Origin of the sequence: Vibrio sp. TRT 1302 (genome assembly GCF_050113875.1) — a bacterium.
GTDB lineage: Bacteria > Pseudomonadota > Gammaproteobacteria > Enterobacterales > Vibrionaceae > Vibrio.
Map to the genome: position 1 here is coordinate 551,740 of NZ_JBNJOF010000001.1, position 25,175 is coordinate 576,914.

General features: G+C 44.6%; 25 protein-coding genes and 1 riboswitch. Of the genes, 14 read left to right on the forward strand and 11 right to left on the reverse strand.

Translation table 11 applies throughout. The annotated features are described in order from the left end of the window. Position 1: 1 nt before the first annotated feature. Complete coding sequence (gene cmoM / locus ACQEXP_RS02570) at positions 2–811, reverse strand: tRNA uridine 5-oxyacetic acid(34) methyltransferase CmoM (RefSeq protein ID WP_426967973.1); 810 nt, start codon at positions 809–811, stop codon at positions 2–4. A 95-nt stretch (positions 812–906) separates the two neighbouring features. Here cmoM and elyC point away from each other — a divergent pair, with 95 nt between their 5' ends. Then, complete coding sequence (gene elyC / locus ACQEXP_RS02575; protein ID WP_138972417.1) at positions 907–1,710, forward strand: envelope biogenesis factor ElyC; 804 nt, start codon at positions 907–909, stop codon at positions 1,708–1,710. 69 nt (positions 1,711–1,779) lie between these two features. Here elyC and torR read toward each other — a convergent pair whose 3' ends face one another. Beyond that, a complete protein-coding gene (torR, locus tag ACQEXP_RS02580) occupies positions 1,780–2,493 on the reverse strand; it encodes a two-component system response regulator TorR (protein WP_269377175.1) in 714 nt (237 codons plus the stop codon). 238 nt (positions 2,494–2,731) lie between these two features. Between torR and torD the strand changes: the two genes are divergently transcribed. The 5 genes from torD (at position 2,732) to ACQEXP_RS02605 (ending at position 6,700) form a co-directional block, all read left to right on the forward strand. Beyond that, positions 2,732–3,379, forward strand: a complete 648-nt coding sequence (gene torD, locus ACQEXP_RS02585) for a molecular chaperone TorD (protein ID WP_269377174.1) — start codon at positions 2,732–2,734, stop codon at positions 3,377–3,379. A gap of 220 nt (positions 3,380–3,599) precedes the next feature. Beyond that, on the forward strand, positions 3,600–4,607 hold the full coding sequence (gene purR / locus ACQEXP_RS02590) for an HTH-type transcriptional repressor PurR (RefSeq protein WP_269377173.1): 1,008 nt from the start codon (positions 3,600–3,602) through the stop codon (positions 4,605–4,607). Between the two features lie 142 nt (positions 4,608–4,749). Continuing rightward, positions 4,750–4,835, forward strand: a riboswitch (cyclic di-GMP riboswitch). Between the two features lie 132 nt (positions 4,836–4,967). Next, the gene (locus tag ACQEXP_RS02595; RefSeq protein ID WP_269377171.1) at positions 4,968–5,564 is read left to right on the forward strand and encodes a TfoX/Sxy family DNA transformation protein; all 597 of its coding nucleotides are present in this window, start codon (positions 4,968–4,970) and stop codon (positions 5,562–5,564) included. A 138-nt stretch (positions 5,565–5,702) separates the two neighbouring features. After that, complete coding sequence (locus ACQEXP_RS02600) at positions 5,703–6,395, forward strand: TVP38/TMEM64 family protein (RefSeq protein WP_269377170.1); 693 nt, start codon at positions 5,703–5,705, stop codon at positions 6,393–6,395. Beyond that, positions 6,395–6,700 (forward strand): putative signal transducing protein, encoded by a 306-nt coding sequence (locus ACQEXP_RS02605; RefSeq protein WP_426967977.1) that lies wholly within the window; start codon positions 6,395–6,397, stop codon positions 6,698–6,700. The genes ACQEXP_RS02600 and ACQEXP_RS02605 overlap by 1 nt, the downstream gene beginning before the upstream one ends. 2 nt (positions 6,701–6,702) lie before the next feature. Here the strand turns inward: ACQEXP_RS02605 and ACQEXP_RS02610 are convergent, their stop codons facing one another. The 5 genes from ACQEXP_RS02610 to topA form a co-directional block, all read right to left on the reverse strand. Then, positions 6,703–7,506 carry an alpha/beta fold hydrolase gene (locus ACQEXP_RS02610; RefSeq protein WP_138972410.1) on the reverse strand — a complete coding sequence of 268 codons (804 nt, stop codon included), beginning with the start codon at positions 7,504–7,506 and terminating at the stop codon, positions 6,703–6,705. Positions 7,507–7,660: 154 nt separating this feature from the next. Further along, positions 7,661–9,121 carry a glycogen synthase GlgA gene (glgA, locus tag ACQEXP_RS02615; protein WP_426967979.1) on the reverse strand — a complete coding sequence of 487 codons (1,461 nt, stop codon included), beginning with the start codon at positions 9,119–9,121 and terminating at the stop codon, positions 7,661–7,663. Further along, positions 9,111–10,328 (reverse strand): glucose-1-phosphate adenylyltransferase, encoded by a 1,218-nt coding sequence (glgC, locus tag ACQEXP_RS02620; RefSeq protein ID WP_138972408.1) that lies wholly within the window; start codon positions 10,326–10,328, stop codon positions 9,111–9,113. Before glgC ends, glgA begins: the two co-directional genes overlap by 11 nt. A 362-nt stretch (positions 10,329–10,690) precedes the next feature. After that, positions 10,691–12,379 (reverse strand): GGDEF domain-containing protein, encoded by a 1,689-nt coding sequence (locus ACQEXP_RS02625; RefSeq protein ID WP_269377166.1) that lies wholly within the window; start codon positions 12,377–12,379, stop codon positions 10,691–10,693. Between the two features lie 192 nt (positions 12,380–12,571). Next, a complete protein-coding gene (topA, locus tag ACQEXP_RS02630) occupies positions 12,572–15,205 on the reverse strand; it encodes a type I DNA topoisomerase (protein WP_426967981.1) in 2,634 nt (877 codons plus the stop codon). A gap of 414 nt (positions 15,206–15,619) precedes the next feature. On the opposite strand from topA, the gene ACQEXP_RS02635 reads away from it, so the two are divergent. Beyond that, a complete protein-coding gene (locus ACQEXP_RS02635; RefSeq protein WP_269377164.1) occupies positions 15,620–15,868 on the forward strand; it encodes a YciN family protein in 249 nt (82 codons plus the stop codon). 189 nt (positions 15,869–16,057) lie between these two features. Here ACQEXP_RS02635 and aroA read toward each other — a convergent pair whose 3' ends face one another. Both aroA and ACQEXP_RS02645 read right to left on the reverse strand, forming a co-directional pair. Then, positions 16,058–17,338: a 3-phosphoshikimate 1-carboxyvinyltransferase gene (gene aroA / locus ACQEXP_RS02640; RefSeq protein WP_269377163.1), complete on the reverse strand. Its 1,281-nt coding sequence runs from the start codon at positions 17,336–17,338 to the stop codon at positions 16,058–16,060. Between the two features lie 157 nt (positions 17,339–17,495). Beyond that, positions 17,496–17,951, reverse strand: a complete 456-nt coding sequence (locus tag ACQEXP_RS02645; RefSeq protein ID WP_269377162.1) for a glycine zipper 2TM domain-containing protein — start codon at positions 17,949–17,951, stop codon at positions 17,496–17,498. Positions 17,952–17,972: 21 nt separating this feature from the next. Between ACQEXP_RS02645 and aat the strand changes: the two genes are divergently transcribed. The 3 genes from aat (at position 17,973) to infA (ending at position 19,689) form a co-directional block, all read left to right on the forward strand. Then, on the forward strand, positions 17,973–18,683 hold the full coding sequence (aat, locus tag ACQEXP_RS02650; protein ID WP_426967984.1) for a leucyl/phenylalanyl-tRNA--protein transferase: 711 nt from the start codon (positions 17,973–17,975) through the stop codon (positions 18,681–18,683). An 8-nt stretch (positions 18,684–18,691) separates the two neighbouring features. After that, positions 18,692–19,390, forward strand: coding sequence for an arginyltransferase (locus ACQEXP_RS02655; RefSeq protein ID WP_269377160.1), 699 nt, complete (start codon positions 18,692–18,694; stop codon positions 19,388–19,390). 80 nt (positions 19,391–19,470) lie between these two features. Then, positions 19,471–19,689, forward strand: coding sequence for a translation initiation factor IF-1 (gene infA / locus ACQEXP_RS02660; protein WP_001040192.1), 219 nt, complete (start codon positions 19,471–19,473; stop codon positions 19,687–19,689). A 57-nt stretch (positions 19,690–19,746) separates the two neighbouring features. Here the strand turns inward: infA and ACQEXP_RS02665 are convergent, their stop codons facing one another. Next, positions 19,747–20,325 carry a thymidine kinase gene (locus tag ACQEXP_RS02665; protein WP_269377159.1) on the reverse strand — a complete coding sequence of 193 codons (579 nt, stop codon included), beginning with the start codon at positions 20,323–20,325 and terminating at the stop codon, positions 19,747–19,749. Between the two features lie 143 nt (positions 20,326–20,468). Beyond that, positions 20,469–21,851, reverse strand: coding sequence for a cysteine--tRNA ligase (gene cysS / locus ACQEXP_RS02670; protein WP_269377158.1), 1,383 nt, complete (start codon positions 21,849–21,851; stop codon positions 20,469–20,471). Positions 21,852–22,054: 203 nt separating this feature from the next. On the opposite strand from cysS, the gene ACQEXP_RS02675 reads away from it, so the two are divergent. The 4 genes from ACQEXP_RS02675 to ACQEXP_RS02690 all read left to right on the forward strand — a co-directional run bounded on the left by ACQEXP_RS02675 (position 22,055) and on the right by ACQEXP_RS02690 (position 25,134). Beyond that, on the forward strand, positions 22,055–22,549 hold the full coding sequence (locus ACQEXP_RS02675) for a peptidylprolyl isomerase (protein ID WP_269377157.1): 495 nt from the start codon (positions 22,055–22,057) through the stop codon (positions 22,547–22,549). Positions 22,550–22,592: 43 nt separating this feature from the next. Further along, positions 22,593–23,321 (forward strand): UDP-2,3-diacylglucosamine diphosphatase, encoded by a 729-nt coding sequence (lpxH, locus tag ACQEXP_RS02680; RefSeq protein WP_426967987.1) that lies wholly within the window; start codon positions 22,593–22,595, stop codon positions 23,319–23,321. 83 nt (positions 23,322–23,404) lie between these two features. Beyond that, a complete protein-coding gene (locus ACQEXP_RS02685; protein WP_269377155.1) occupies positions 23,405–24,622 on the forward strand; it encodes an EAL and HDOD domain-containing protein in 1,218 nt (405 codons plus the stop codon). Between the two features lie 11 nt (positions 24,623–24,633). Then, positions 24,634–25,134: a YchJ family protein gene (locus ACQEXP_RS02690; RefSeq protein WP_426967989.1), complete on the forward strand. Its 501-nt coding sequence runs from the start codon at positions 24,634–24,636 to the stop codon at positions 25,132–25,134. The last annotated feature ends 41 nt before the right edge of the window (positions 25,135–25,175 follow it).

A 25,175-nucleotide genomic window follows, 5' to 3' on the forward strand; every position in this document is an offset into this window, starting at 1 on the left:
GTTAGTCCTGCTTATCTTTCTTTTTCGCCCATACATGTATGTATCGGCCTAACGAGAGGTATGGCTCTTGTCTGCACAATTGTCTTTCTAGTGCCAACACATCTTCATACTGGTAGTCGCCCATGTACTCCATATTGCCTATGTAGTCACTAAAACAACGAATACCAGATTTGCCGCAAATTGAAAAACCAGCGTCTTCTATCCACTGGTATACCTCTTCAGGTATTAAGCCTTTTTGCGGTTGTAATTTAAAACGCTTACGATGCGGCATCCCATCAAGAACATGGGGAATATTGCCACATACAACATTCTTGTAGACCAGCCCATGGTGGTTATAAAACATGATGGAAGCCATACCACCAGGTCTCACCTGCTCAAGCACTTTTTCTAATGCCGGTTTCGGGTCTGCCAACCACTCCATGACTGCATGAAACAAAACGATATCTACTTGAGTGTCGAGATGTTGATCAATCGATTGGACTGGCGAATGAATGAAGCGATACTGCGCAAGCAGATCATTATTTGCAATATCCTGCTCTGCTAATTGCAGCATTTCAGAAGATAGATCACATAACGCGACGTGATGTCCGAGTTTAGCAAGCTTTTGCGACATTTGTGCCAAGCCGCCCCCAGCATCCAGCACATTCAGTGGTTGTTTCGCCCCATCTACGGCATGAAGTATCTGTTGAAGATCTTCCCAAACAATGACTTGACGAATCTCGCCTTTGTCAGAACCGTAAATATTTTTTGCAAATTTGTGGGCAATATCGTCGAAATTGCGGTCTTCAGTCACAGCAGCTTGAGTTATCATGTCTAATCGTGCTGCTATTCTGTCACAAGAAAAGCAGGAATAAAGAGGCTTTCTCTTAAAATATAATCAATTGATGTTTTTTCGGACTATTTCGTATGTTTGAGCTGAAAAAAGTTGTGTCTTCTCTGCTAATGCCCTTGCCGGCCCTGCTCATCATTGGCCTATTCGGGCTAATGTTGATCATGTTTACTCGAAAGCAGAAGACAGGTTGCTTTGTTGTTCTATTCTCTTTTATTGGCATTTTCCTTATCGCCTTCCAACCCGTTTCATCTCGTCTATTGATGCCACTAGAGCGCCAATACTCGGCGTTTTTCCCAGTCGATGAGCCCATCGATTATGTAATGGTTTTGGGCAGCGGCCACGTTGTCGACGATAAAATACCACCAACATCTGAGTTAAGCCGTTCTGGTTTGATGCGCCTAACAGAAGGTATTCGAATTTTACGCATCTACCCTGGCGCCAAACTTATCTTATCTGGTTACGCCGCAGGTTCCGAAGTGAGCAACGCACGAATGATGGCCAAAGTCGCACTCGCTCTTGGTGTGTCTAAGTCCGACATCATTTTGCTTGAAACAGCCAAAGATACGTGGGAAGAAGCGCGACAAGCAGCAGCTTTCGTGACAAACAAGAAACTGGTTGTGGTGACTTCAGCAAGCCATATGACGCGCGCACTGAATGAGTTCCACTCAGCAGGTTTAAAACCTTATGCCGCACCAACTAACTACCTAGCGCATGAAAATGTAACCGAGTTCTGGGCGAAATATGCGCCAAAAGCGGTCTACCTCGAGCAAACTGAACGTTACTGGCATGAGACATTGGGTCGTATTTGGCAGACTCTTCGAGACTGGGCGTCAGACTATGAAGAGAAAGCTATGCAGGCTTCAGAGAGCAACGTTTAGCAACTTGCTGTCATCACAAAATAAAAAACCGAGGCAAGTGCCTCGGTTTTTTTAATTCATAAAGAGTGACTAGTCGCCTGCAAACATATAACCTTCGCCATGAACCGTCACAAAGATCTGAGGGTTCTTTGGATCGAATTCCATTTTCGCTCGCATACGTCTTATAAGCACATCAATGGTACGATCGTTCGGTGCGTCGACACGGTGGCTAATCATGTTGAGAATACGCTCACGGCTCAATACCTGATTAGGGTATGAAGAGAGTGCAACCAGCAATTCATACTCAGCTTTGGTGAGTTTTACTGGCTCTCCATTACGACTTAATGCACGTCGTTGAACATCAAATGTCCATTCGCCAAAACGTACTACATTGTCGTCTTGCTGCGCTGCGTCTAGTGTTGCAGATGCGTTGCGGGCAGAAGAGATGCGCCACAATAAGTTTTTAACTCGAACCAAAAGTTCGCGTAACTCAAACGGTTTGGTGACGTAATCATCTGCGCCCATTTCTAGGCCAACAATTTTATCGATGCTATCCGTGCGTCCTGTTACCAGGATAATTCCAATGTCAGATTGACTGCGAAGTTCGCGCGTTAGCATTAACCCATCTTCACCAGGAAGATTAATATCTAACATCACCAAATCAATCGCATTGTTTTGTAGCGTATGACGCATCTGCTCGCCGCTTTCAGCCTCACTCACGTTATAACCTTCGTTCTGAAAGTAACCAACGAGTTTGCTACGCGTGACTGCGTCATCTTCTACAACTAGTACATGATAGCTCATCTACACCACTTAATTTACATTGGGAATTGCTCTAAAATTGTATTCTATTCATAAATAGTAACATTTCTAGTAATTATCACTTTAAAACTAAGAAAGATGATTTTTTCTTGATTCAAGACAAAAGTCACCCGCCCATTAATATCCATTCATAATTGGTGGTAACTTGTCACACAAGCCGTTATCACTATTCATTTTTATTGGTTAAACTAGTAGATAGTTATTTTAGGAGTTGAACCTAATGCAAGAAATTAAAGCATTTAATGAGAAACGTGCCGAGATTTACTGGTGGCTATCAAGCCTGTTTGCCAATGAGCTTACTGAGGAAAATATCGCGCAGTATCATTCCGCTGAAATCCGCGCGTTTTTGACTGGTTTGGGTGAAAATGCCGCTTTAAAACCTGCAATTGACCGCGTCGTTGATGCACTCAATCGATTGATGGATCGTGAAGATGCTCAATTGGAACTCGCCGCAGATTTCTGCGATCTGTTTTTAAAGTCAGACAGAGACTCTGCCCTTCCTTATGCCTCTATGTACATTGGTCAATCGGGATTACTTAACGACACGCCAGCGAAAGAGATGGAAGAGCTGATGGCGAAACATGGGGTTGCAGTTGAAAAAGAACTAAACGAGCCAGCCGACCATCTTGCAATCGAACTCGACTTTCTTGGCAATCTTATTATTCGCTCAAACGAGTTGGAACAAGAGCGTCATTTAGAAGATGCGTTAAAAGAGCAAGAAGCGTTTATTCAGCAACACCTTTTGAGCTGGGTTCCGAAATTTTCAGCCAAGTGTCAGACACTCGATGAATTCGGTTTTTACTCTGCAATCGCCAGCCTTACTAGCGCTTTCTTAGAGCTAGATTGCAGCTATCTTGCAGGCGAGTAAAAAAACGTACATTGTGAGCTCAAACATACAACTTTGACGTTTTTTGTTTGCTCTCTGAGAGTTTGCGGTCTAAAATCGTGACCGCAAACGATAAAAATGAACGATTCAAATACAAACCGCTAAATAAGGGCGGTTTTTGTGTTTCTGATACTTTCTGCCAGACTATTTTATTCTACACTTGAATATATTTCCGTGGCAGTCATCGACAGGACAAAACCTTATGGCCACTATTAAAGATGTTGCTCGCCTAGCCGGTGTTTCAACAACCACTGTGTCTCACGTAATTAATAAAACACGCTTTGTTGCTGAAGCTACTCAAGAAAAAGTAATGGAAGCGGTGAACGAGTTAAACTATGCGCCAAGTGCTGTAGCGCGTAGCTTGAAATGTAACACGACTCGTACAATCGGTATGTTGGTCACCCAATCAACAAACCTATTCTTTTCAGAAGTGATTGATGGCGTAGAAAGCTACTGCTACCGCCAGGGTTACACGCTTATCTTGTGTAATACGGGTGGCATCTACGAGAAGCAACGCGACTACATCCGCATGTTGGCAGAGAAGCGCGTAGACGGCATCTTAGTCATGTGTTCAGACCTTACTGAAGAGCTGAGCGAAATGCTCGATCGCCATAAAGATATCCCTAAAGTCGTGATGGACTGGGGCCCTGAGAGCTCGCAAGCGGACAAGATCATTGATAACTCAGAAGAAGGCGGCTATTTAGCAACAAAATATCTGATCGAACGTGGTCATAAAGATATTGCCTGCCTAAGTGGTCACTTTGAAAAAGCTGCCTGTCAGGAGCGTATTCGCGGTTTCAAACGCGCGATGAGTGAAGCAGAACTTTCGGTGAATGAAGATTGGATTCTTGAAGGTAACTTCGAGTGTGATACCGCCGTATTAGCGGCAGACAAAATTGCTGCGATGGATAACAAGCCAAGTGCTGTGTTCTGTTTCAACGACACTATGGCATTGGGTTTGATGAGCCGTCTTCAGCAAAAAGGCATTCGAATTCCTGAAGATATGTCAGTCATCGGCTATGACAATATTGAGCTGGCTGAGTACTTCTCTCCACCACTAACGACTGTCCACCAACCAAAACGTCGTGTCGGTAAAAACGCATTCGAAATCTTGCTCGAGCGTATCAAAGATAAAGAGCATGAGAAGCGTATCTTTGAAATGCACCCTGAGATTGTTGAACGAAATACCGTCCGTGATTTGAACAAATAGTTCAAACCGTTCGCTTAGCCGGTAGCACACTATTGGCTAAGCGGATAATTTGCTTCTTTTTACTGAACCAAGATCACACTTATTCCATTTCGGCGTGATGTCCTGCGCATATTTTATTTATGCTCTAAATGTTCGAATAATGCCACGAACAGGGCAAACCACTCCGAAAGGGTGGGACGCAAAGCCTCCGGCCTTAAACATGATATGTCTGGTAGCGGGGTTGCCGATGGTGAATATGCACTTGTCATACACGAATTGCTCACGGTTGTATGACGCCTTACTAACAAAGTACCTGCATTATTTTGCTAATCTCTCGGACCTGAACTGGTGGCGTATAACTATACACCGAGAATACACAGCATGGATAAACCAATACTAAAAGACTCAATGCGATTATTTGAGCAACTTGGCTACATCAAGTCTCGTTCAATGTTTGGTGGCTTTGGCATTTTTGCTGATGACACGATGTTCGCACTCGTGGTCAACGATAAGCTTCACGTTCGTGCAGACGCAGCACTGACTAAACAATTTAAATCTCAAGGACTCGAACCTTACGTTTATAAAAAACGCGGATTTCCCGTTGTAACGAAATACTACGCCTTGTGTGATGACTGGAGTTCAGATACCAATAAAACCTTAGAACTCGCCAAACTTGCACTTGATGCGGCAAATAAAGAGAAGAAAACTCAATCGCAAACGAAGCCAAGTCGCCTCAAAGATTTACCGAACTTACGATTAGCTACTGAGCGTATGCTCAAGAAAGCGGGTATCGAAAGTGTCGAAAACCTTGAAGAAACCGGTTCAGTTAACGCATTCAAAGCGATTCAGTCTACTCACTCTTCTGACGTTAACATCGAGCTACTTTGGGCATTAGAAGGTGCTATCAATGGCACTCATTGGTCCGTCATTCCTCAAAATCGACGCCAAGAGCTGCTCAACGAGCTTAGCCATCACTAACACATAAGTTATCGAATCAATAAAGAGTCAGCCTTAGTGCTGACTTTTTTCTTATTTGTGAAATTTACTGCTTGCTTTCCCTTTCTAGTCTATTAACACTTTAATTTCGCTAGCTTTGATGTTTGATGGAGATGTTGTATGAGTAAAAAACTGATTTTGGGCGTTGTGTTCATCCTTGTTGTTGTATTGCTAGCCCTTAATTTTGGACAGTATCTCACTCTGGAAAATGCGAAAGCTCAGCAAGCCGAGCTCGCTCTATTTATCGCAGATAATTTTGTTGTCGCGGCCGCCAGCTATTTCTTGGCTTACGTAACCATCACCGCATTTTCTGTTCCGGGTGCTGCTGTCGTCACGCTATTGGGAGCGGCCCTATTCGGTTTTTGGACAAGCTTAGTCCTTGTCTCTTTTGCCAGTACCATTGGCGCAACTCTGGCTTTTTTAAGCAGCCGCTATCTTCTTAGAGACTGGGTTCAAACCAAGTTTGGTGATAAGTTGTCAGCAATAAACCAAGGCGTTGAACGTGACGGATCATTTTATCTATTCTCGTTACGTCTAATTCCGGTTTTTCCTTTCTTTTTGATCAATCTATTGATGGGACTAACACCCATTGCGACTGCACGATTCTACTTGGTGAGCCAATTAGGTATGTTGCCAGGCACAGCGGTATACCTCAACGCGGGTACCCAGTTGGCGCAGATTGATAGCTTATCCGGTATCGTTTCTCCAAGTGTGTTGGCTTCCTTTGCCTTATTAGGTCTTTTCCCTGTTGTTGCTAAGTGGATAATGGGCAAACTGAAATCAACGCCTTCAGCCTCAAACGGAAACGTGTAATGCGCCTCTATTCAGCAGCAACGCCACCTGAAGCACATATCGTTTGTGAGTTATTGAAATCACAGCAAATCCTTTGTGAGGTGCGAGGAGAAGGTTTATTCGGTTTACAGGGAGAGCTCCCTTTTGGTGAGAACAGTGAACCGTATATTTGGCTATTCGATGCGCAACAACTCGCTCAAGCACAAGCAATCATTGCCGATTTTAAGCGTGCTGAACGAGGCGTGAGCTGGCTGTGTAGTGGGTGTGCTGAACAAAACGAAGCTCAATTCGGTTTGTGCTGGCAATGCGGCGCCTGTGCGCCCTAACTCTATTTGGCTTCGATTTGCTGTTGAATAAAGGCTATCGAGTGTTGGTTAAATTCATCAGGCCTTTCAACATTGCAGACGTGACCACAATCAGCGATTTCAAGTAATTGGCTTTTACGGTGAGCGGCAACCATCTCTTTGACTGGCTGGATGAACATGTAGTCACGCTCGCCCATCAAATATAGCGTTGGGATGGGTAACTCACGATCCTTGAAGTAACGCATCAACGGATTAACTTCAGCGGTAAGAATAAACCAACGCTTGAACTCTTTTTGGCATAACTTTTTGGCTTCACGGATAAACAAGTGACGGGATTCTTTTTGCGTACGTTGAGGCATCACGATATAGGCAAAAAGGCTGTATAACCACATGTAAGGAACAATGTGCTTACAAAGGTTTCCGAGTTTGACCAACACTTGAGAACGTGTATTCAGACGCGTTACAGCGCCTCCTAGCACCATTGATTTCACTCTGTCCGTCGATAACTCTGCGATATTACGGACAATAATGGTACCCAGCGACATACCCACAAAATGGGCTGAACGAATCTTGAGGTGATCAAGGACCTTGAGAATATCCATGGTCACAGCTTTGAAGGTATAACGGTTTGCAATCAGCTCTTTGAGTAACTGATTCGATTTGCCGTGACCGCGAAGATCAATCAACAATAGATTGAAATGCTCCCTGTACGCTTTGATTTGTTTAAACCAAATCGATGAACTACCCCCAGCACCATGCACAAAGACAACCCACTCGTCACTAGTAGGGTGTGCAAACGTTTTGTGGAATAACAGGGTATCGCTCATATCAGACAAGGGCCACTTAGGTTCAAAATCTTGGCTTAGGAGATTACCATAATCCTAGAAGGATTTAAGTCCGACAACTCGATTTATCCGTCATTCTCTGGTCAAAAATGTAAATATCATTGAAAAAGGCGTCGAAATGACGCCTTTAGACAGGTTAAGCGTGAAGGGCCGACCGATACAGGTTGATATACTCTTCAGCCGCTTTGGACCAACAGAAGTTTTGTTCCATCGCATACAATTGAACGCGTTTAACTTCATTTGGCTGTTGGGCATATAGCAAGAGTGAACGTTGTAGAACGTTTAATAACTCACTTGGCTCAGGTTGTTGAAAAACAAAACCCGTCGCCGTATTGGGTTCTTCGTCGTAATCATTGACACTATCACGTAATCCCCCGACACCACGGACAATAGGTAACGTGCCATAAGCCATACTATAGATTTGATTCAATCCACACGGTTCAAATTCAGAAGGCATGATAAAGAAGTCAGAGCCCGCCTCGACCAAATGAGCAAGGTCATTATCGTAAGCCTCGACAAAGACGAATTTATCGCTGTGCAACGCTTCAATCTCTTTTAGCTGCGCCGCCAAGACAGGGTCTCCCGTGCCCACGATCACGACCTGAACTTGATGCTTCAAGAAAGCATCCAGAATCGGGATTAGATAGTGGATACCTTTCTGGTGCGTTAGTCGACAAACCATGCCATATACAGCGACATCACACGCTTCTAAACCAACACGTTGCTGAAGTTCTTTCTTACACGCTTTCTTCCCTCGGACCATGCTTTGTCGCGTTGCTTTGTAGTTCACAGGCAAAGAAGGATCGGTTTGAGGGTTCCATGCCGAGTAGTCACAACCATTTAGTATCCCGACTAAATCCTCGGCTCTGTGCTGAAATTCCGCAGCCATACCATGACTACCTAACTCAGTTTTTAGTTCCTGAGCATAAGTAGGACTCACGGCATTAATCTTATCTGCACACATAACGCCCGCTTTTAGCATGGTTACATGGGTGTCACTTACAGCCGCATCGCCAGCGTAGCGTGTGTGCATCTCTGGTAGATTCTGTAACTCATCATAGCTAAACACCCCTTTGAATACGGCGTTATGCACCGAGAGTACACTTTTCGTCCCTGAGAAAAACGCATCCGCTCCGTATCGGTGTTTCAGTAAGTAGGGAACAAACCCAGTATGCCAGTCATTGGCGTGAACGATATCTGGTTGAAAGCCAAGTTTCGGTAACATATCGAGGCACGCGGCACTAAAGAAAGCAAACCTTTCACCGTTGTCTTGATACGCTTGGTTGTTCTCTGCGTACATTTCCGAGCGGTTGAAGTACCCTTCGCAATCAATCGCATAGACAGGTACTCCCGCGATTTCGAGTTGTTTAACTCGATACGGTGTGTGCGGCCAATATTCAAGCTGTGTGTCCAGTAAAACTGGAGCTTGATCAATGCCCGCGACTTTCTGGTATGCGGGTAGAGTGATACGAACATCTTGCTGTAATGTGAGTAATGCTTCAGGCAGCGCCTTGGCAACATCTGCCAAGCCACCGCTTTTGATTAACCCTTCAACTTCCGATGCTACAAATAGAATGGATAGATTCTTAGTAGCCAATACGTGCTCCTTTTGGAATGACAACGATACCCTCTTCCGATACATGGTAGTGTTTCTTATCTTCCGATAGGTTTACACCAATTTGGGTACCCGGTGCAATATCCGCATCCTTATCGACGATCACGCGGCGCAGTACACAGCCCTCACCGACCTTAACATCGCCCAGTAGGATACTTTCGCTAATGTCACACGCAGAGGCGATGTTGCTACGGAAGCCGAGTACCGATTTTTCAATTCTCGAACCGCGAACATAGCTACCGCTGCACACAAGACTATCGATAATTTGTACTCGACCATTGTCAGAGTCAGTAAACGTTGCCGGTGGTAGCGGTGGATAATAGGTGTGAAGAGGCCATTTACGGTTATACAGCGAGAACGGCGCGTCCTTCGCGAGCAGATCCATGTGAGCCTGCCAATATGCGTCAATCGTACCGACATCACGCCAGTACACTTCTTCTTTCTCGCCAGTAATGCGGTTGGTACTGAAGTCATACACGAACACATCGCCGCGAGGGAACATTTTTGGAATGATATCCTTGCCGAAGTCATGAGTTGAGTCTGGGTTATCTGCATCTTCAATCAGCTCAGCGAAAAGCGTCTGTGCTTCAAATACATAGTTACCCATAGACACTAACGCGTATTCTGGATCGCCAGGGATAGATTTCGGGTACGCTGGTTTTTCTTCAAAACCTACCATTCGCCCTTCAGCATCGACTTCAATAACACCAAATTGTGATGCTTCACTTAAAGGCATACGCAAAGCCGAAACGGTGAGCGAAGCTTGCTTTTCTTTGTGGTAATCAAGCATTTGCTTGATATCCATCTTGTAGATGTGGTCTGAACCAAAAATACAAACTTGATCCGGTTCGGACAATTCCATAAAGCCAAGGTTTTGGTAGATAGCATCCGCCGTACCTTCATACCAACGCTTCCCGGTACGCATCTGTGCTGGAATAGGGTCAATAAAACGGTCGGTAATACCGTTGATATTCCAACCTTTCTTTAGGTGGTGAAACAAAGATTGAGATTTGAACTGTGTTAACACGTAGATACGCATCAGGTCAGCATTAACAAAGTTATTTAGTGCAAAGTCGATAAGACGGTAGCTACCGCCAAAAGGCACCGAGGGTTTACTGCGAGACTCCGTCAGTGGGCGTAGGCGCGAGCCTTCTCCACCAGCAAGGATCATTCCCAAAACACCAGCCATTTAATTCTCTCCATTTTATTTATTGTGTAATGAGCCATTATTTAGGGGGGCTCATCTAATTCCTTTAGCCCACTCCTGTTCCTCGTAGGAATGGGCACAACAATCGCTGCCGCGCAAGACTCTAAGCCTAGTTCTTGGCGTAAAAGGATTATTATAAGTTATCGTATTTCAGGAAGATTACAATTTAAAACATGCCGTCCTTTGGAGCTCACAATTGTTGCTTTTCAGCCCTCTGCGATAGCTCACACTATCTCGCCACAAGGTCACAAACAAGCAACAAATTAACTACATTAACGTGACTTCGCTCGCATAGCTTCGGTGAATACAATCAGGGTATTACCTAGGGTTGAACCCCAGATAAATCAAGCCGTTTGCCTTTCACTTGGCACAGTGTGAATGTGAATCGTCGATTGGTTGGACTGTGCCAGATACAATGAACTGTCTGCCAACGCGAGAGCTTGTTGCAAACTCATCTGAGGTTGAATAAGTGCTCCACCAATAGAAAGCCTGATCAAATGGTGGGAATGAATGGTGTCACTATCTTGATGTGAATCGACATACTGCTTAATGCGCTCGGCGATGCGTTCTAAAGTCCTAGTTTGACCACATCTAACCAGCACCAAAAACTCATCTTCCGCCCATCTTGCCGCCACATCGTACTCCCGAATCGCTCGTTGTAAGCCTCTCGCCACCAACTGCAAAGCATTTTGGTATTGATGACTCTCTTCTTCAGAGTCAGATTGCACCTTAATTCCAGCGTCAATCCACAGCAAACCAAACTGATACTGTTCACGAGAAGAGCGCGCTAACTCAGCACTGAGCTCTTTTTCTAGACCTCTACGGTTATGTATCTGGGTCAAGACATCAAATGTTGATAGCTCATCCAGTATCGCCGTTCTAGACGCAACCAGATTATCTAATCCCTTGCGACTATTTTGTAACTCGTGCTCAAGCACATCCAAGCACTGTTCAAGATTGAGTGAAGCGCCATCTTGGCCTGTTGAGTTGTCTTGCACAAGTCGATAAATGCGCTGATTCCAATATTCTCGAGGGGCTAACCAGTGCTTGACTAGCCAACCAAAGAGAAGAACTGCGACGATTAAGGTTACAGCAAGCAGTGGGAAATAGAGTTGGGTATTCACCCATGTCGGCACTATTGCCTCAATGCTGACAAAGGTCACTTCATACCACCCTAGAGACTCGATGTAGTGAATCGCAACAGCGGCTCGCCCACCACCTTGGTTAACCATCAGTACTTGCGCTTCTTGGCCTTTCTTCTGCAACTTCATCAGTTTTTCGAGCGCTTGATAATCTTTTTCGTTGCTAATTACACTGCTGAGCAGGGGTTTCCTTGAACGACTATCACGCAGTGGGTATTGAACAGAATCGACGCCTAGAACCAGCTGAATCCTCATCTGTTCATCAATGAAGTAGGTATCTATCCCTGTGGGGTGTGAGTTATGAAACTGCTCGATCAGTTCCGTAAAATCGATACCTGTGCCGAGAATACCTAAAAACAGACCGTTCTTTTCTATGGTCTGATTAATCCAGATCTTGGTTAAGCCCAGATGTACATCATGAGCGATATTGACGGAGAGATCGATTCCACTCGACTTCTGCTCAAAAAACCATTTGTCGGTAATCGCATCTGGATCCAGGTAGTGGCGAAAGAAAGTTCCTTGGCGGATGCTATTCACATCGTTGTAGTGATAAGACAGGTTCTGATCTAAGGCGACGAAGAAGTTTTTGGACGCCAGCTGCCAACGAAAGTGTTCGAGTGTATCCTCTGCAACGGCTAAGTAGACTGAATCTTCGCTGTTTTGCGCCCATGAAGTGATATTGGGATGAGTAGCCAACTGCTTTACGATCTCGGACTGAGCCGTTATAGGCTTTAACACTTCTGCGTCATGTTTGGCAGAGACTTGAGCAAACTCCCACAGCAATCCCTCAATCACGCTATCTAGCACTCGTTTTGAGATAGTAAAAGCGGCTATCACCAAAACCAAGCTACCTGCGATAATGATAGTTAGAAGCCTTAATCTCTGTCTCATGGTGCCCTTCCCGTTATTCTTCTAAATCAATAGAAGCTAGAGATAATATTGTCAAAAGACAGACTGAGAATCACAGTATATTAACAACCAATAGGTGAATAATTGTATATTGATCTCATAAATATGAAAACAGACAAGCGTTCGGCTAAAAAAAAAGGCAGCCATTATCGGCTGCCTTTCGTATTCTATACCCTACTTGCTTTTTGCAGGTTTCTTGCGCTTATCCGTTATTTCCCACTTACCGTCCACATAAAGTGCGGTGTAGCCAGTAGGCTTACCGTCGACTTCAGTACGGACATAGTTCTCTTTTGACTTGCGACTAAAACGAACCACCATTGGTAAACCATCAGGATCTTTTTCTGGTGCTTCCGTTAAGTAATGGAACTTGGCCGAAAGGCGATCTTTAAAACGCACCAGTTCTTCCACTAGAGGCGCACGTGTTTCACGTGATTTAGGGAAGGTACTCGCCGCTAGGAATAAACCTGACGCACCATCGCGAAGTACGAAGTAAGCATCTGAGTTCTCACATGGCAATTCTGGCAAATGAACAGGGTCCTCTTTCGGAGGCGCGACTTCTCCGTTTTTCAGGATCTTACGTGTGTTCTTACACTCTTCACTCGTACAATCCATGTACTTGCCGAATCGACCGTTCTTGAGCACCATATCGCTGCCACACTTGTCACACTCGACAACAGGGCCATCGTACCCTTTCACTTTGAACTCACCATGTTCAACAACGTAACCATCACAATTTGGGTTGTTACCACAAACGTGCATTTTACGTTTATCGTCGATCAGATACGCATCCATCGCGGTTTCGCAAATCGGACAACGTTTCTTAGCTCGTAGTGCCGCTGTTTCAACGTCCTCTTCCAGAACATTGATAATGCCGTCTTCGTCACCCAAGTTGATCGTTGTCTTACAACGCTCTTTAGGCGGTAGTGCATAGCCAGAACAACCAAGGAACACACCGGTAGATGCCGTACGAATACCCATAGGACGCGAACATGTCGGACATTCGATATCGGTGTATACGATATGGTTAGGCTTCATGCCACCTTGATCTTCATCCAGTTCAGCTTTTTCAAGATCGCTCGTGAAGTCCTTAAAGAAGTCGTCAAGTACGCCTTTCCAATTCGCTTCACCTTCGGCGATTTGGTCAAGTTTCTCTTCCATACGAGACGTGAACTCATAGTTCATCAGGTCATCAAAACTACCGTCTAGACGGTCAGTAACGATCTCACCCATTTTCTCTGCATAGAAACGACGTTGTTCAACCTTAACGTAACCACGATCCTGAATCGTAGAGATGATTGATGCGTAGGTTGATGGACGGCCAATACCACGCTTCTCAAGCTCTTTTACCAACGCAGCTTCTGTAAAACGCGCTGGCGGCTTAGTAAAGTGTTGCTTAGGATCAAGCGAGACCAATTCGATACTGTCGCCAACTTGAACCGCAGGTAGGATCTGGTCCTCGTTCTTGCCTAGTGGACGTTGAACACGAGTCCAGCCATCAAACTTAAGAATACGACCTTTAGCTTTTAGGGTGTACTCTTCAGCTTTTACACTGACCGTAGTGGAGTCGTACTGAGCTGGGGTCATTTGACAGGCAACAAACTGGTTCCAAATCAATGAATATAGCTTGTGCGCATCGGCTTCCATTGCTTGAAGATCTTCAGACTTCACAGAAACATCGGATGGACGAATCGCTTCGTGCGCTTCTTGAGCACCTTGCTTACTGCCATAGACATTTGGCTTCGCAGGAAGGTATGCCTCACCAAACTCATCACCGATATAACCACGCACAGTTTCAACCGCTTCCGCACTCAAGTTTGTTGAGTCGGTACGCATATAAGTGATGTAACCCGCTTCGTAAAGACGCTGAGCGAGCATCATGGTTTTCTTAACACCGTAACCTAATCGCGTACTGGCAGCCTGTTGCAGCGTAGACGTGATAAATGGTGCGGATGGTTTACTTGATGTAGGACGGTCTTCACGCTTACACACTTCATAGCGCGCTTTTTCAAGCACAGCAATAGCCGCTTTAGTTTCGGCTTCGTTAACCGGTTTAAACGCAACACCATCTTTCTGCGCGACTTGCAGACGGAAATCTGTTTTGTCTTGCGTTTTCGTATCAGCATGGATATCCCAGAACTCTTCTGGAATAAACGCTTTGATTTCACGCTCACGTTCAACCAATAGCTTTACCGCAACGGACTGAACACGGCCAGCAGACAGACCACGTGCGACTTTCTTCCACAGCAGTGGCGAGACCATAAAGCCCACCACACGGTCCATGAAACGACGTGCTTGTTGCGCATTAACGCCATCCATGCTCAATTCGCCCGGCTTTTCGAACGCTTGTTGGATAGCATTTTTTGTAATTTCGTTGAATACAACGCGTTTGTATCGCTCTTCATCGCCACCGATGATCTCACGAAGGTGCCAAGCGATAGCCTCTCCCTCGCGGTCTAAATCGGTTGCTAGGTAAACGCAATCTGCGTCTTTGGCTAACTTCTGTAATTCTGCAACGACTTTTTCTTTGCCCGGCAGAATTTGATAGTTCGCTTCCCAGCCATGGTATGGGTCAATGCCCATTTTTTTAATCAGTGACTTACGATCTTTTTCTTTCTTGATGCGCGCTTTTTCTTCAGCACTTAAGCCTGTGGTTGATACGGCCGCAGCTTTTTGGCCCGTGCTTTGACCAGCAGTCGGTAGGTCACGTACGTGACCTACACTGGACTTTACAATAAAGTCCTTACCTAAATACTTATTGATGGTCTTCGCCTTAGCAGGCGACTCCACAATAACCAGTGACTTACCCATAATTGACTCAAGTGTCCTTTATCAAGTGCGATACATATCGCACGATATACTTAATACTTTGCTTCTTTTTTTACTATTGAGCGAGATTGCAAGAAGATCAATATCTTTTTTTAATTTCTACATTGACTGCTCGACAATGCAGCGATGTCTTAGAAATGGTAAGCATTACCAAACGACAAAATAATGCGCGATTGATTCGGGCAACTTATGAAAACGCCACATACTAAACGGCATAAGATCTACGATGCCAACTTTAGATAAGGTTTTTTGCCACCAGTCACAAAACCCACAAGCTTAAGCGACTAAGTGTCCGCAGTGCGATTGATCTATCGCAATTGATTTTATCGTCATTATTCATACAATTTTCAGCAAACCTCTTCACTTAGAAGAAATCATCTACAAAGGTATCCCCCAATGAGCGAAAAAAAAGTCGTTTCACAACTTGAGCTTCTCATGATTGCTAATCACATCATCCAAGAACACGATGATTACATTGATGGCATGAGAGCCGACAGCGTTGAAGAAAAAGACGACGTCTTAGTGTTCAAAGGAAATTATTTTCTTGATGACAATGGCTTACCAACAACGAAGACAACGGCTGTCTTTAATATGTTTAAGTACTTAGCACATCATTTGTCGAAAGAGTTCACGCTTGAAGGATAACTAGAGAGCTAGATAACTGGATAACAAGAAAGGGTTGGCATCATTAGCCAACCCTTTTTGATTTTTAGTGTTTCCTTCGGGAGCACACTTAGACCTTGCCAAGAACGAGAATCACGCGCTTGTCGAACCACACCAAATTAAATATCCGGTATGGAGACATCCGGTTTCGTTCTCCACAAACAAAGCGCTCTACGAACTCAACCCTTCCAACTTATCAAAGTAATCAGGGAAAGTTTTTGAAGTACACTTCGGATCGTTAATGGTCACTGGTGTATCGCTGAGTGCAACAAGGGAGAAACACATCGCCATACGGTGATCATCATAGGTATCGATCGCAGCGTGAATCAGTTGTTCCGGAGGTGTCACAATCAGGTAATCTTCACCCTCTTCCACCTCAGCACCGACTTTACGCAACTCAGTCGCCATCGCCGCCAAACGATCGGTTTCCTTCACGCGCCAGTTATACACATTGCGAATCGCGGTCGTACCTTTGGCAAATAGTGCCGTAGTTGCGATAGTCATTGCCGCATCAGGAATATGGTTGAAATCCATATCGACTGCTTTAAGCTCACCCACGCGGGAGATAACGTAGTCATCACCCCACTCAATCTCAGCACCCATTTTTTCAAGAGCATCGGCAAACTGAATATCGCCTTGAATACTCTTCTTACCAATACCTGTCACTTTAATCTCGCCGCCTTTGATCGCAGCCGCCGCTAGGAAGTAAGAAGCCGATGATGCATCACCTTCAACTAAGAAATCCCCCGGTGCAACATAGTGTTGACCATGACGGATAACAAACTCTTGGTAGTCGTTATTTTCTACTTCAACGCCAAACTGAGCCATGATGTGTAACGTAATATCGATGTATGGTTTTGAGACCAATTCGCCAACGATTTTGATCGTTACATCACCCTGAGCAAGTGGTGCCGACATTAAGAAAGCCGTTAGGAACTGACTTGAAATCGAGCCATCAATCTCGACTGTTCCGCCTTTCAGCCCCGTGCCGAAGATTTTGAGTGGTGGGTAGTTTTCGTTCTCTAGGTACTCAATTTTAGCGCCTGCTTGACGCAATGCATCAACCAAGTGACCAATAGGACGCTCCTTCATGCGAGGTTCACCCGTCAAGATGAACTCTCCCTGACCTAGACACAATGCGGCAGCAAGGGGACGCATCGCTGTACCTGCGTTGCCTAAAAACAGTTCTAGTGCTTCTGTCGCTTGAAAAGGCTTACCTAAACCTTCGACTTCACACACAGTTTTGTCATCAGATAGACGGTAAGACACGCCTAGCTTGCTCAGTGCATTCAGCATATGACGAATATCGTCGCTATCGAGCAAATTAGTTAATCGTGTTGTACCACTTGCTAAGGCTGCGAGAAGTAACGCACGATTTGAAACACTTTTTGAACCCGGTAAGTTGACCTCACCATTGACTTTATTGATAGGTTGTAACGTAAGGCTTTCCATTTAAATTGATGTTCCTTGCTCATCCCGTCTTCCTAAACGAGATGATGAAAAATTCTTCGTACTTGCAGCCTATCTAAAAAGCCTTAGTAAAACCAGAGCAAAGTCACAATTAAACTGAATAAATATGTCGTCGGGACTTTGGTGCCTATTATGACTATCAATACTCTTTATCGACTCTAACGCCATCATCAAAATATAGAATACGAACCTTATCGCCCTTTTCAAAAAGCATACTGCTGTCTATGTCCTGAATGACATCGATTAATTTCCCCTGATCGGTTTCAATCAACAACTCCACCAGCTTATGCTCCATCCGATAGACTTGGTTCGCACTACTACGTGCGATACCGGCACCGGCAACCGCTCCAACGGCGGTAGCCACTTCTTTGCCTGTCCCGCCGCCAAATTGATTACCAACCACTCCACCAACCACGGCACCAAGGAGTGTTTCCCATCCTGAACCTTGTGATTTGACGATCTCTTGCTGGGTGATATATCGCACCGTATCAACTTGACCAAACACCACTTCGTTGACTGGCCGTGCGGTATTTCTTTGGTAAGCTGCATTGGCAATCAGGGGAAAAACCAATATGATCCATAACAACTTCTTCATTCTTGTTTCCTCTATTTATTCATGGCGATATATCTGACTGAACTTAACTGTGATGAACTCTGGTTCCCCTCACCTTTGGAAGCACTGGCTGATCCCAATGGCCTGCTGGCTTTTGGCGGCGATCTCCAACCAGACAGATTACTTTTGGCCTACCAAAACGGCATCTTCCCATGGTATGGCCCTGGCGAACCGATTCTCTGGTGGAGCCCTTCGCCAAGAGCAGTCTTTAATCCTAAGACATTTGAACCAGCAAAAAGTCTCAAAAAATTTCAGCGAAAGCATCAGTATAAAGTCAGTATTAATCAAGCAACAGAACGTGTCATCGACTTGTGTGCCTCGACTCGTCATGAGGATGAAACTTGGCTTAATGAAGATATGCGGGATGCCTATAAACAACTGGCAAAATCGGGTCACTGTCATTCCGTCGAGGTTTGGCATCAGGAAGAGTTGGTTGGTGGACTTTATGGTCTTTCAATCGGAAAACTATTTTGTGGTGAGTCGATGTTTAGTTTAAAAACCAACGCATCTAAGATTGCCTTATGGTATTTATGCAACCACTTTCAAAGGTATGCAGGGGAACTGATTGACTGCCAAGTCATGAATGCCCACCTAAAATCACTCGGCGCTATTGAGTTGCAGCGTGAAGATTTCATGCAAAGACTGCTATCATTTAAGAACCAACCTGTCATTGAAGGCTGTTTTAACAATCAGTGGCTCACTTGTGAAATATGAGGAGATAAATGAGTTCTGATCTGCAACAAATCCGCATTGGATTGACTGACTGTCATCCTTGCAGCTATTTAGCCGATCGTCAGGAACGCGTTGCTGTCGCACTTGATCCTGCCATGCATTGCGGCTCAAGCTATGAGGTACTGTTAGCCAACGGCTTTAGACGTAGTGGTGATACGATCTATAAACCCCATTGTGATCAGTGCCAATCCTGCCAAGCGCTACGCCTTTCTATTCCCGATTTTGAACCATCACGCAATCAAAAGCGCCTATTAAAAAAAGCGGCTCAATATCATTGGCAATTGAAAGAGAGGATGGACGATAACTGGTTTGATTTATATGCCCGTTATATTGAGTCACGCCACAAAAGTGGATCAATGTACCCTCCTAAAAAAGAGGAGTTTGCTCAATTTTCGAAATGCAATTGGTTAAACACTCAGTTTCTCCATATTTACCAAGAGCAACAACTTGTCGCGATCGCTGTGACAGATATCTTGTCGAATAGCGCCAGTGCGTTTTACACCTTTTTTGAACCTGAACACTCATTATCCTTAGGTACCTTAGCGGTATTATTCCAAGCTGAATACTGTATTGAGCAAGGTAAGCAGTGGCTCTATTTGGGCTATCAAATTGATGAATGTCCGGCGATGAACTATAAAGTCCGTTTTCAGCGTCATCAAAGGCTAGTAAATCAGCGTTGGCAAGGGTAGAATACGCCCCAACTTTACATAATTCATTTTGATCGGCATTGTGCGCCGGTTGGAATTGTCCATTTTGAAAAGAGGATTAAATGGCTAAAGAAGACGTAATTGAGATGCAAGGCACTGTCCTTGATACTCTTCCAAACACAATGTTCCGTGTTGAGCTAGAAAACGGCCACGTAGTTACTGCTCACATCTCTGGTAAAATGCGTAAGAACTACATCCGTATTCTTACTGGTGACAAAGTAACTGTAGAGATGACTCCATACGATCTATCTAAAGGTCGCATCGTCTTCCGTGCTCGTTAATCTCAGATTATCGAATACACACAAAAAACGGAGCTAGCGCTCCGTTTTTTGTATCTGCTACTTACCTAGCGCTTCTTTATAGTGCTGACGACAGACAGAAACATATTTATCATTGCCACCAATTGCGACCTGATCGCCTTCGGCAATCGCAACACCATTTTCATCCGTACGGATAACCATGTTCGCTTTGCGGCCACAGTGACAAATCGTTTTTAGTTCTACAAGCTTGTCTGCCCAAGACAGCAAGTATTTGCTCCCTTCAAACAGCTCACCTAAGAAATCGGTTCTCAATCCGTAGCACAATACTGGAATATGAAGTTTATCAACCACTTCGGTCAATTGGTAAACTTGTTCTTTGCTCAGGAACTGACACTCATCGACCAAGATACAGTGACGCTTCTCGACTTCATTAAGGCTAGAAATTTCCTGATAGAGATTGGTTGCAGAGTTGTACAGATGCGCATCCGACTGTAAACCAATACGTGAACTGACTTTACCGACACCGTAACGGTCGTCTAACGCAGCGGTAAAAATAACTGGTGTCATTCCTCGCTCTTGGTAGTTAAACGAAGATTGAAGAAGAGTGGTTGATTTACCCGCATTCATTGCAGAGTAGTAGAAGTACATCTGAGCCACTGTTTTTACCCATCAAAATAATCAAAAAAATAAACAAAAGGGCTGAATAAACAGCCCTTAGAAAATTGCTATACCAATGCGATCGACTTAACGCTCACCCACAGGTCTAAAACTGAACAAGGCATCAATCGCATCGAGATCTATTACTTACGACGCCAAGTGGTGCCTTCTGGACCATCTTCTAGCACGATACCCATCTCGTTTAGCTTGTCTCGAGCCATATCTGCGTTAGCCCAATCTTTTGAAGCACGGCTATCGTTACGTAGCTTAATCAGCGCTTCAATCTCTGCCACTTCATCATCGTTGCCAGCGTCACCCTTAAGGAACGCTTCAGGATCTTGGTGCAAGATACCAATCACATCAGCGAGTTCGCGCATCAATGAACCTAAAGCACTTGCCGCCGATAAGTCTTCAGTTTTAAGACGGTTGATCTCACGCGCCATATCAAACAGCACTGAGTAAGCTTCTGGTGTATTGAAGTCGTCATTCATTGCTTCTGCAAAGCGAGTAACATACTCCTCTCCACCAGCGGCTGGCGTTGCCAGATCCAATCCACGTAGAGCCGTGTATAAACGCTCAAGAGACGCACGAGCCTGATTGAGGTTCTCTTCACTGTAGTTCAGCTGGCTACGGTAGTGACCTGACATTAGGAAGTAACGAACGGTCTCAGCATCATAATGTTCAAGGACATCACGGATCGTGAAGAAGTTTCCTAGCGACTTAGACATTTTCTCTTTGTCTACCATCACCATGCCACTATGCATCCAAGTATTTACGTACTGAGTACCATGAGCACAGCATGATTGAGCAATTTCATTTTCGTGGTGAGGGAACTGCAAATCAGAACCGCCGCCGTGAATGTCAAAATGGTTGCCCAAAATTGAGGAGTTCATCGCCGAACATTCGATATGCCAACCTGGACGACCAGGGCCCCAAGGTGATTCCCAAGTTGGTTCACCCGGTTTCGACATTTTCCACAACACAAAGTCAAGCGGACTGCGTTTTGCGCTTTCTACATCAACACGTGCGCCCGCTTGAAGTTGATCAAGATCTTGCTTTGATAGCTTACCGTATTCGTCAAACTTCTTAACTTCGAACATAACGTCGCCGTTGCTGGCTACATAAGCAAAACCACGCTCGATAAGTTTTTCAACCAGTTCAATGATTTCCGCAATAAATTCTGTCGCACGCGGCTCAACATCAGGGCGCTTCATGTTCAATGCATCAAAATCAGCGTGCATCTCACCAATCAGACGTTCCGTTAATGAATCACAGCTTTCACCGTTTTCGTTGGCACGTTTGATAATTTTGTCATCGATGTCGGTAATATTGCGCACAAACGTTAGGTCATAACCTAGGTAACGCAGGTAACGAGAGACAACATCAAAAGAAACAAAGGTACGACCGTGGCCAATATGACAGAGATCATAGATGGTTACTCCACAGACATACATGCCAACTTTACCGGCATTGATTGGTTTGAATTCCTCTTTCTGTCTTGTGAGTGTGTTGTATATCTTTAACATGATCTCTTTCTAATATTTCCGGTGAATCAAAATAGTGAACCAGTATATCAAGTCATGCACTAATAGGTAATCCCTCAAACGGTTAAAAAGCCATCATTAGCACTGCTACTCAGCTCTCAACCTGCGCTTTTCACGTATTAATGTCGCAAAAGTTACGCTAGAATCTTTGCTTCAAGTCAAAAACATATGTAAAGGACAAAATCATGATCACCCTTCACACAAATTTTGGTGACATCAAAATTCAACTAAATGAAGAAAAAGCACCAGAAACTAGCGCAAACTTCCTACAGTACTGCCGTGATGGTTTTTACGACAACACACTGTTCCACCGTGTTATCGATGGTTTCATGATTCAAGGTGGCGGTATGGAGTCTGGTCTTCGTGAAAAACCGACTCGTGCTCCAATCAAAAACGAAGCAAATAACGGTCTGAGCAACAAAGTAGGTACCATCGCGATGGCACGTACGATGGAACCGCATTCAGCAAGCTCTCAGTTCTTCATCAACGTTAACAACAATACTTTCCTAGATTTCCGTAGCGAAAGCCTAGATGGTTGGGGTTACTGTGTATTCGGTGAAGTGGTTGAAGGCATGGACATCGTTGACAAAATTAAAGGTGTAAGTACTGGTTCTATGGGCATGCACCAAGACGTGCCACTTGAAGAAGTGTTCATCACTAGCACAACAATCGAAGAATAATCCGATTCAAGAGAGCGCCCTGCGCTCTCTTCTTTAATCTACTATGACCACACTATTTATTTCTGATCTACACCTATCCCCGACGACACCTGAAACGACGTCATGCTTTATCCGCTTTATGCGCGAGGAAGCGATCCACGCCGATGCACTTTATGTTCTTGGTGACTTATTTGAATTCTGGATTGGTGATGATGACCGCTCCGAGTTTGCCTCAAGCGTACGGGACGAATTTAAGAGACTCACTGACCACGGCGTGCCTTGTTTTTTTACTCAGGGTAATCGCGATTTTCTCGTTGGCCGCCGATTTGCTAAGCAGACGGGAGTTACACTCCTTGGCGATGAAACCGTTATAGACCTTTATGGTACTAAGGCCGTCGTACTCCACGGTGACACCCTGTGCACCGATGACGTTAAATACCTCGAATTTCGTGCCAAAGTACACCAGCCTTGGCTGCAATGGATTTTCAATCGCATTCCAATGTTCATTAAAAAGAAGATTGTGTCCAAAGTTCAGTCTGACATCAAAGATGACAAGAAAACCAAATCTCTAGACATCATGGATGTGACACAAGGCGAAGTAGAGAGAATGATGACCGAATACAATGTAGAGCTTATGATCCATGGTCATACACACCGGCCGAATGTTCACACTTTTGAACAAGGTGATCGCGTCTATACTAGAATAGTGTTGGGTGACTGGTACACTCAGGGTTCAGTATTGGTCTACAACAAAAATAATTTCGACCTACAACAAAGACCTTTTTCTGGTTAAGTGACTGAACTTATGCACAATATGGCGTACCCTTTCCGGTGATTTTGATCCAATAAATTTAGACAAGAAGCGCGGTAACTACCTTGAAACACTCGTATATAGCAAGACAACCCATTCTCGATAAAGATAAACATACGGTTGGCTATGAGCTCCTGTTTAGGGATGGCCCAAAAAACACGTTTCCAGATATTGATCCTGAGCAAGCGACAAGTCGCCTACTCTCAGATCACTTCCTTTCTACTCACTATGAAACCTTGGGAGACAAGTTAGGCTTTGTCAATTTCCCCTACCAAAGCCTGATAAATAAGGTGCCGACCCTTTTCCCATCGGACAGTCTCGTCGTTGAAATCTTAGAAAACTGTGCCCCCACTAAAGAGTTATTGCAGGCTGTCAAAGAGATGTCAGCCCTTGGCTATAAGATGGCACTCGATGATTTTGTGCCAACCAGAGAATGGAAACCATTTTTACCTTACATTTCCCTGATCAAATTCGATATCCGCCAAGTTTCTATCGAAAAAGCTCGCATTTTTATACTCAGACTTGCTGGTTCCAATATTGAGTTCCTCGCAGAAAAAGTGGAAACCTATGAAGAGTTCGAACAAGCTAAATCCGCTGGATTTGACTATTTTCAGGGTTACTTTTTCAGTAAACCCGAAATGATCAGCCGCAAATCGCTTGAACCATCCTTCATGACAGTCGTTCAGTTACTGACTGAAGTGTCTAAGCCAGATATGGATTACACGGCAATTGAAGCACTCATCACCAAAGATCTGACGCTGTCCTATAAATTACTGACCTTTGTTAACTCTTCTTCTATCGTTTGCTCAAAAATCCAATCTTTCAAGCAAGCGTTGGTGTATCTAGGAGAAGAGAAACTACGCAAGTTTATTTCTCTCGTCGCGCTTGCCTCTACGCAAAATAGCAAACCAGATTACTTGTATGGCTTGTCCATTCAAAGAGCGCGATACTGTGAGCTGCTGGCCTCTAATCTTGATACCAAACTCGAACCAGGACATGCATTCTTAACCGGCATGTTTTCGCTATTGGACAGTTTACTTGATCGCCCACTGGCACAAATTCTCGAAGAAATCTCAATCGACGAAACGATAAAACTCGCAATTATTGCCAACGAAGGCATACTTGGCGACATTCTCACCCTGACCAAAGCGTACGAACACGCTGAGTGGGACGAAGTCCATCAGCGATGTGAAAACATTGGCCTAGATCATGACATTCTAAGCGAGTGTTACGATTCATCGGTGAAATGGACTGCAGATCTTCTATCGGTTAAAACGAATTAATTGGAGTCTTTATGAGTTCGTGTCCTTGTGGCAGTTCACAAGATTACAGCGTCTGTTGTGAACCTATCCATGACAACCATTCACTAGCCAAAACCCCCGAACAACTGATGCGTTCGCGCTACTCAGCACACGTAAAAGGCTTAGTAGACTATGTGGTAAACACCTATCACCCGAGTTGTAACGCCCCGCAGCAGCGTGATGAGATAGCTGAGTCAATTAACAGTGATTGGTGTGGCTTAGACGTTGTCGGCACAGAGTCAGGGCAAGATGACAACGAAGGTTTTGTCACATTCAAAGCCTTTTTCAATCAAGATGGCCAACAGTACTGTTTAGAAGAACGGTCAAGATTCGTTCGAGAAGATGGCCTTTGGTTCTATATCGACGGCACGTTCCCCGAAGAACAAAAGCCTGCTGATGTTCGATTGAGCCAAACCATTAGCCAGTTGAAAATCGGTCGTAACGACCCCTGTATTTGTGGTAGCGGCAAAAAATTCAAAAAGTGCTGCGGTTAAAGCACCGATAAAAAAAAGCAGGCATCATGCCTGCTTTTTAG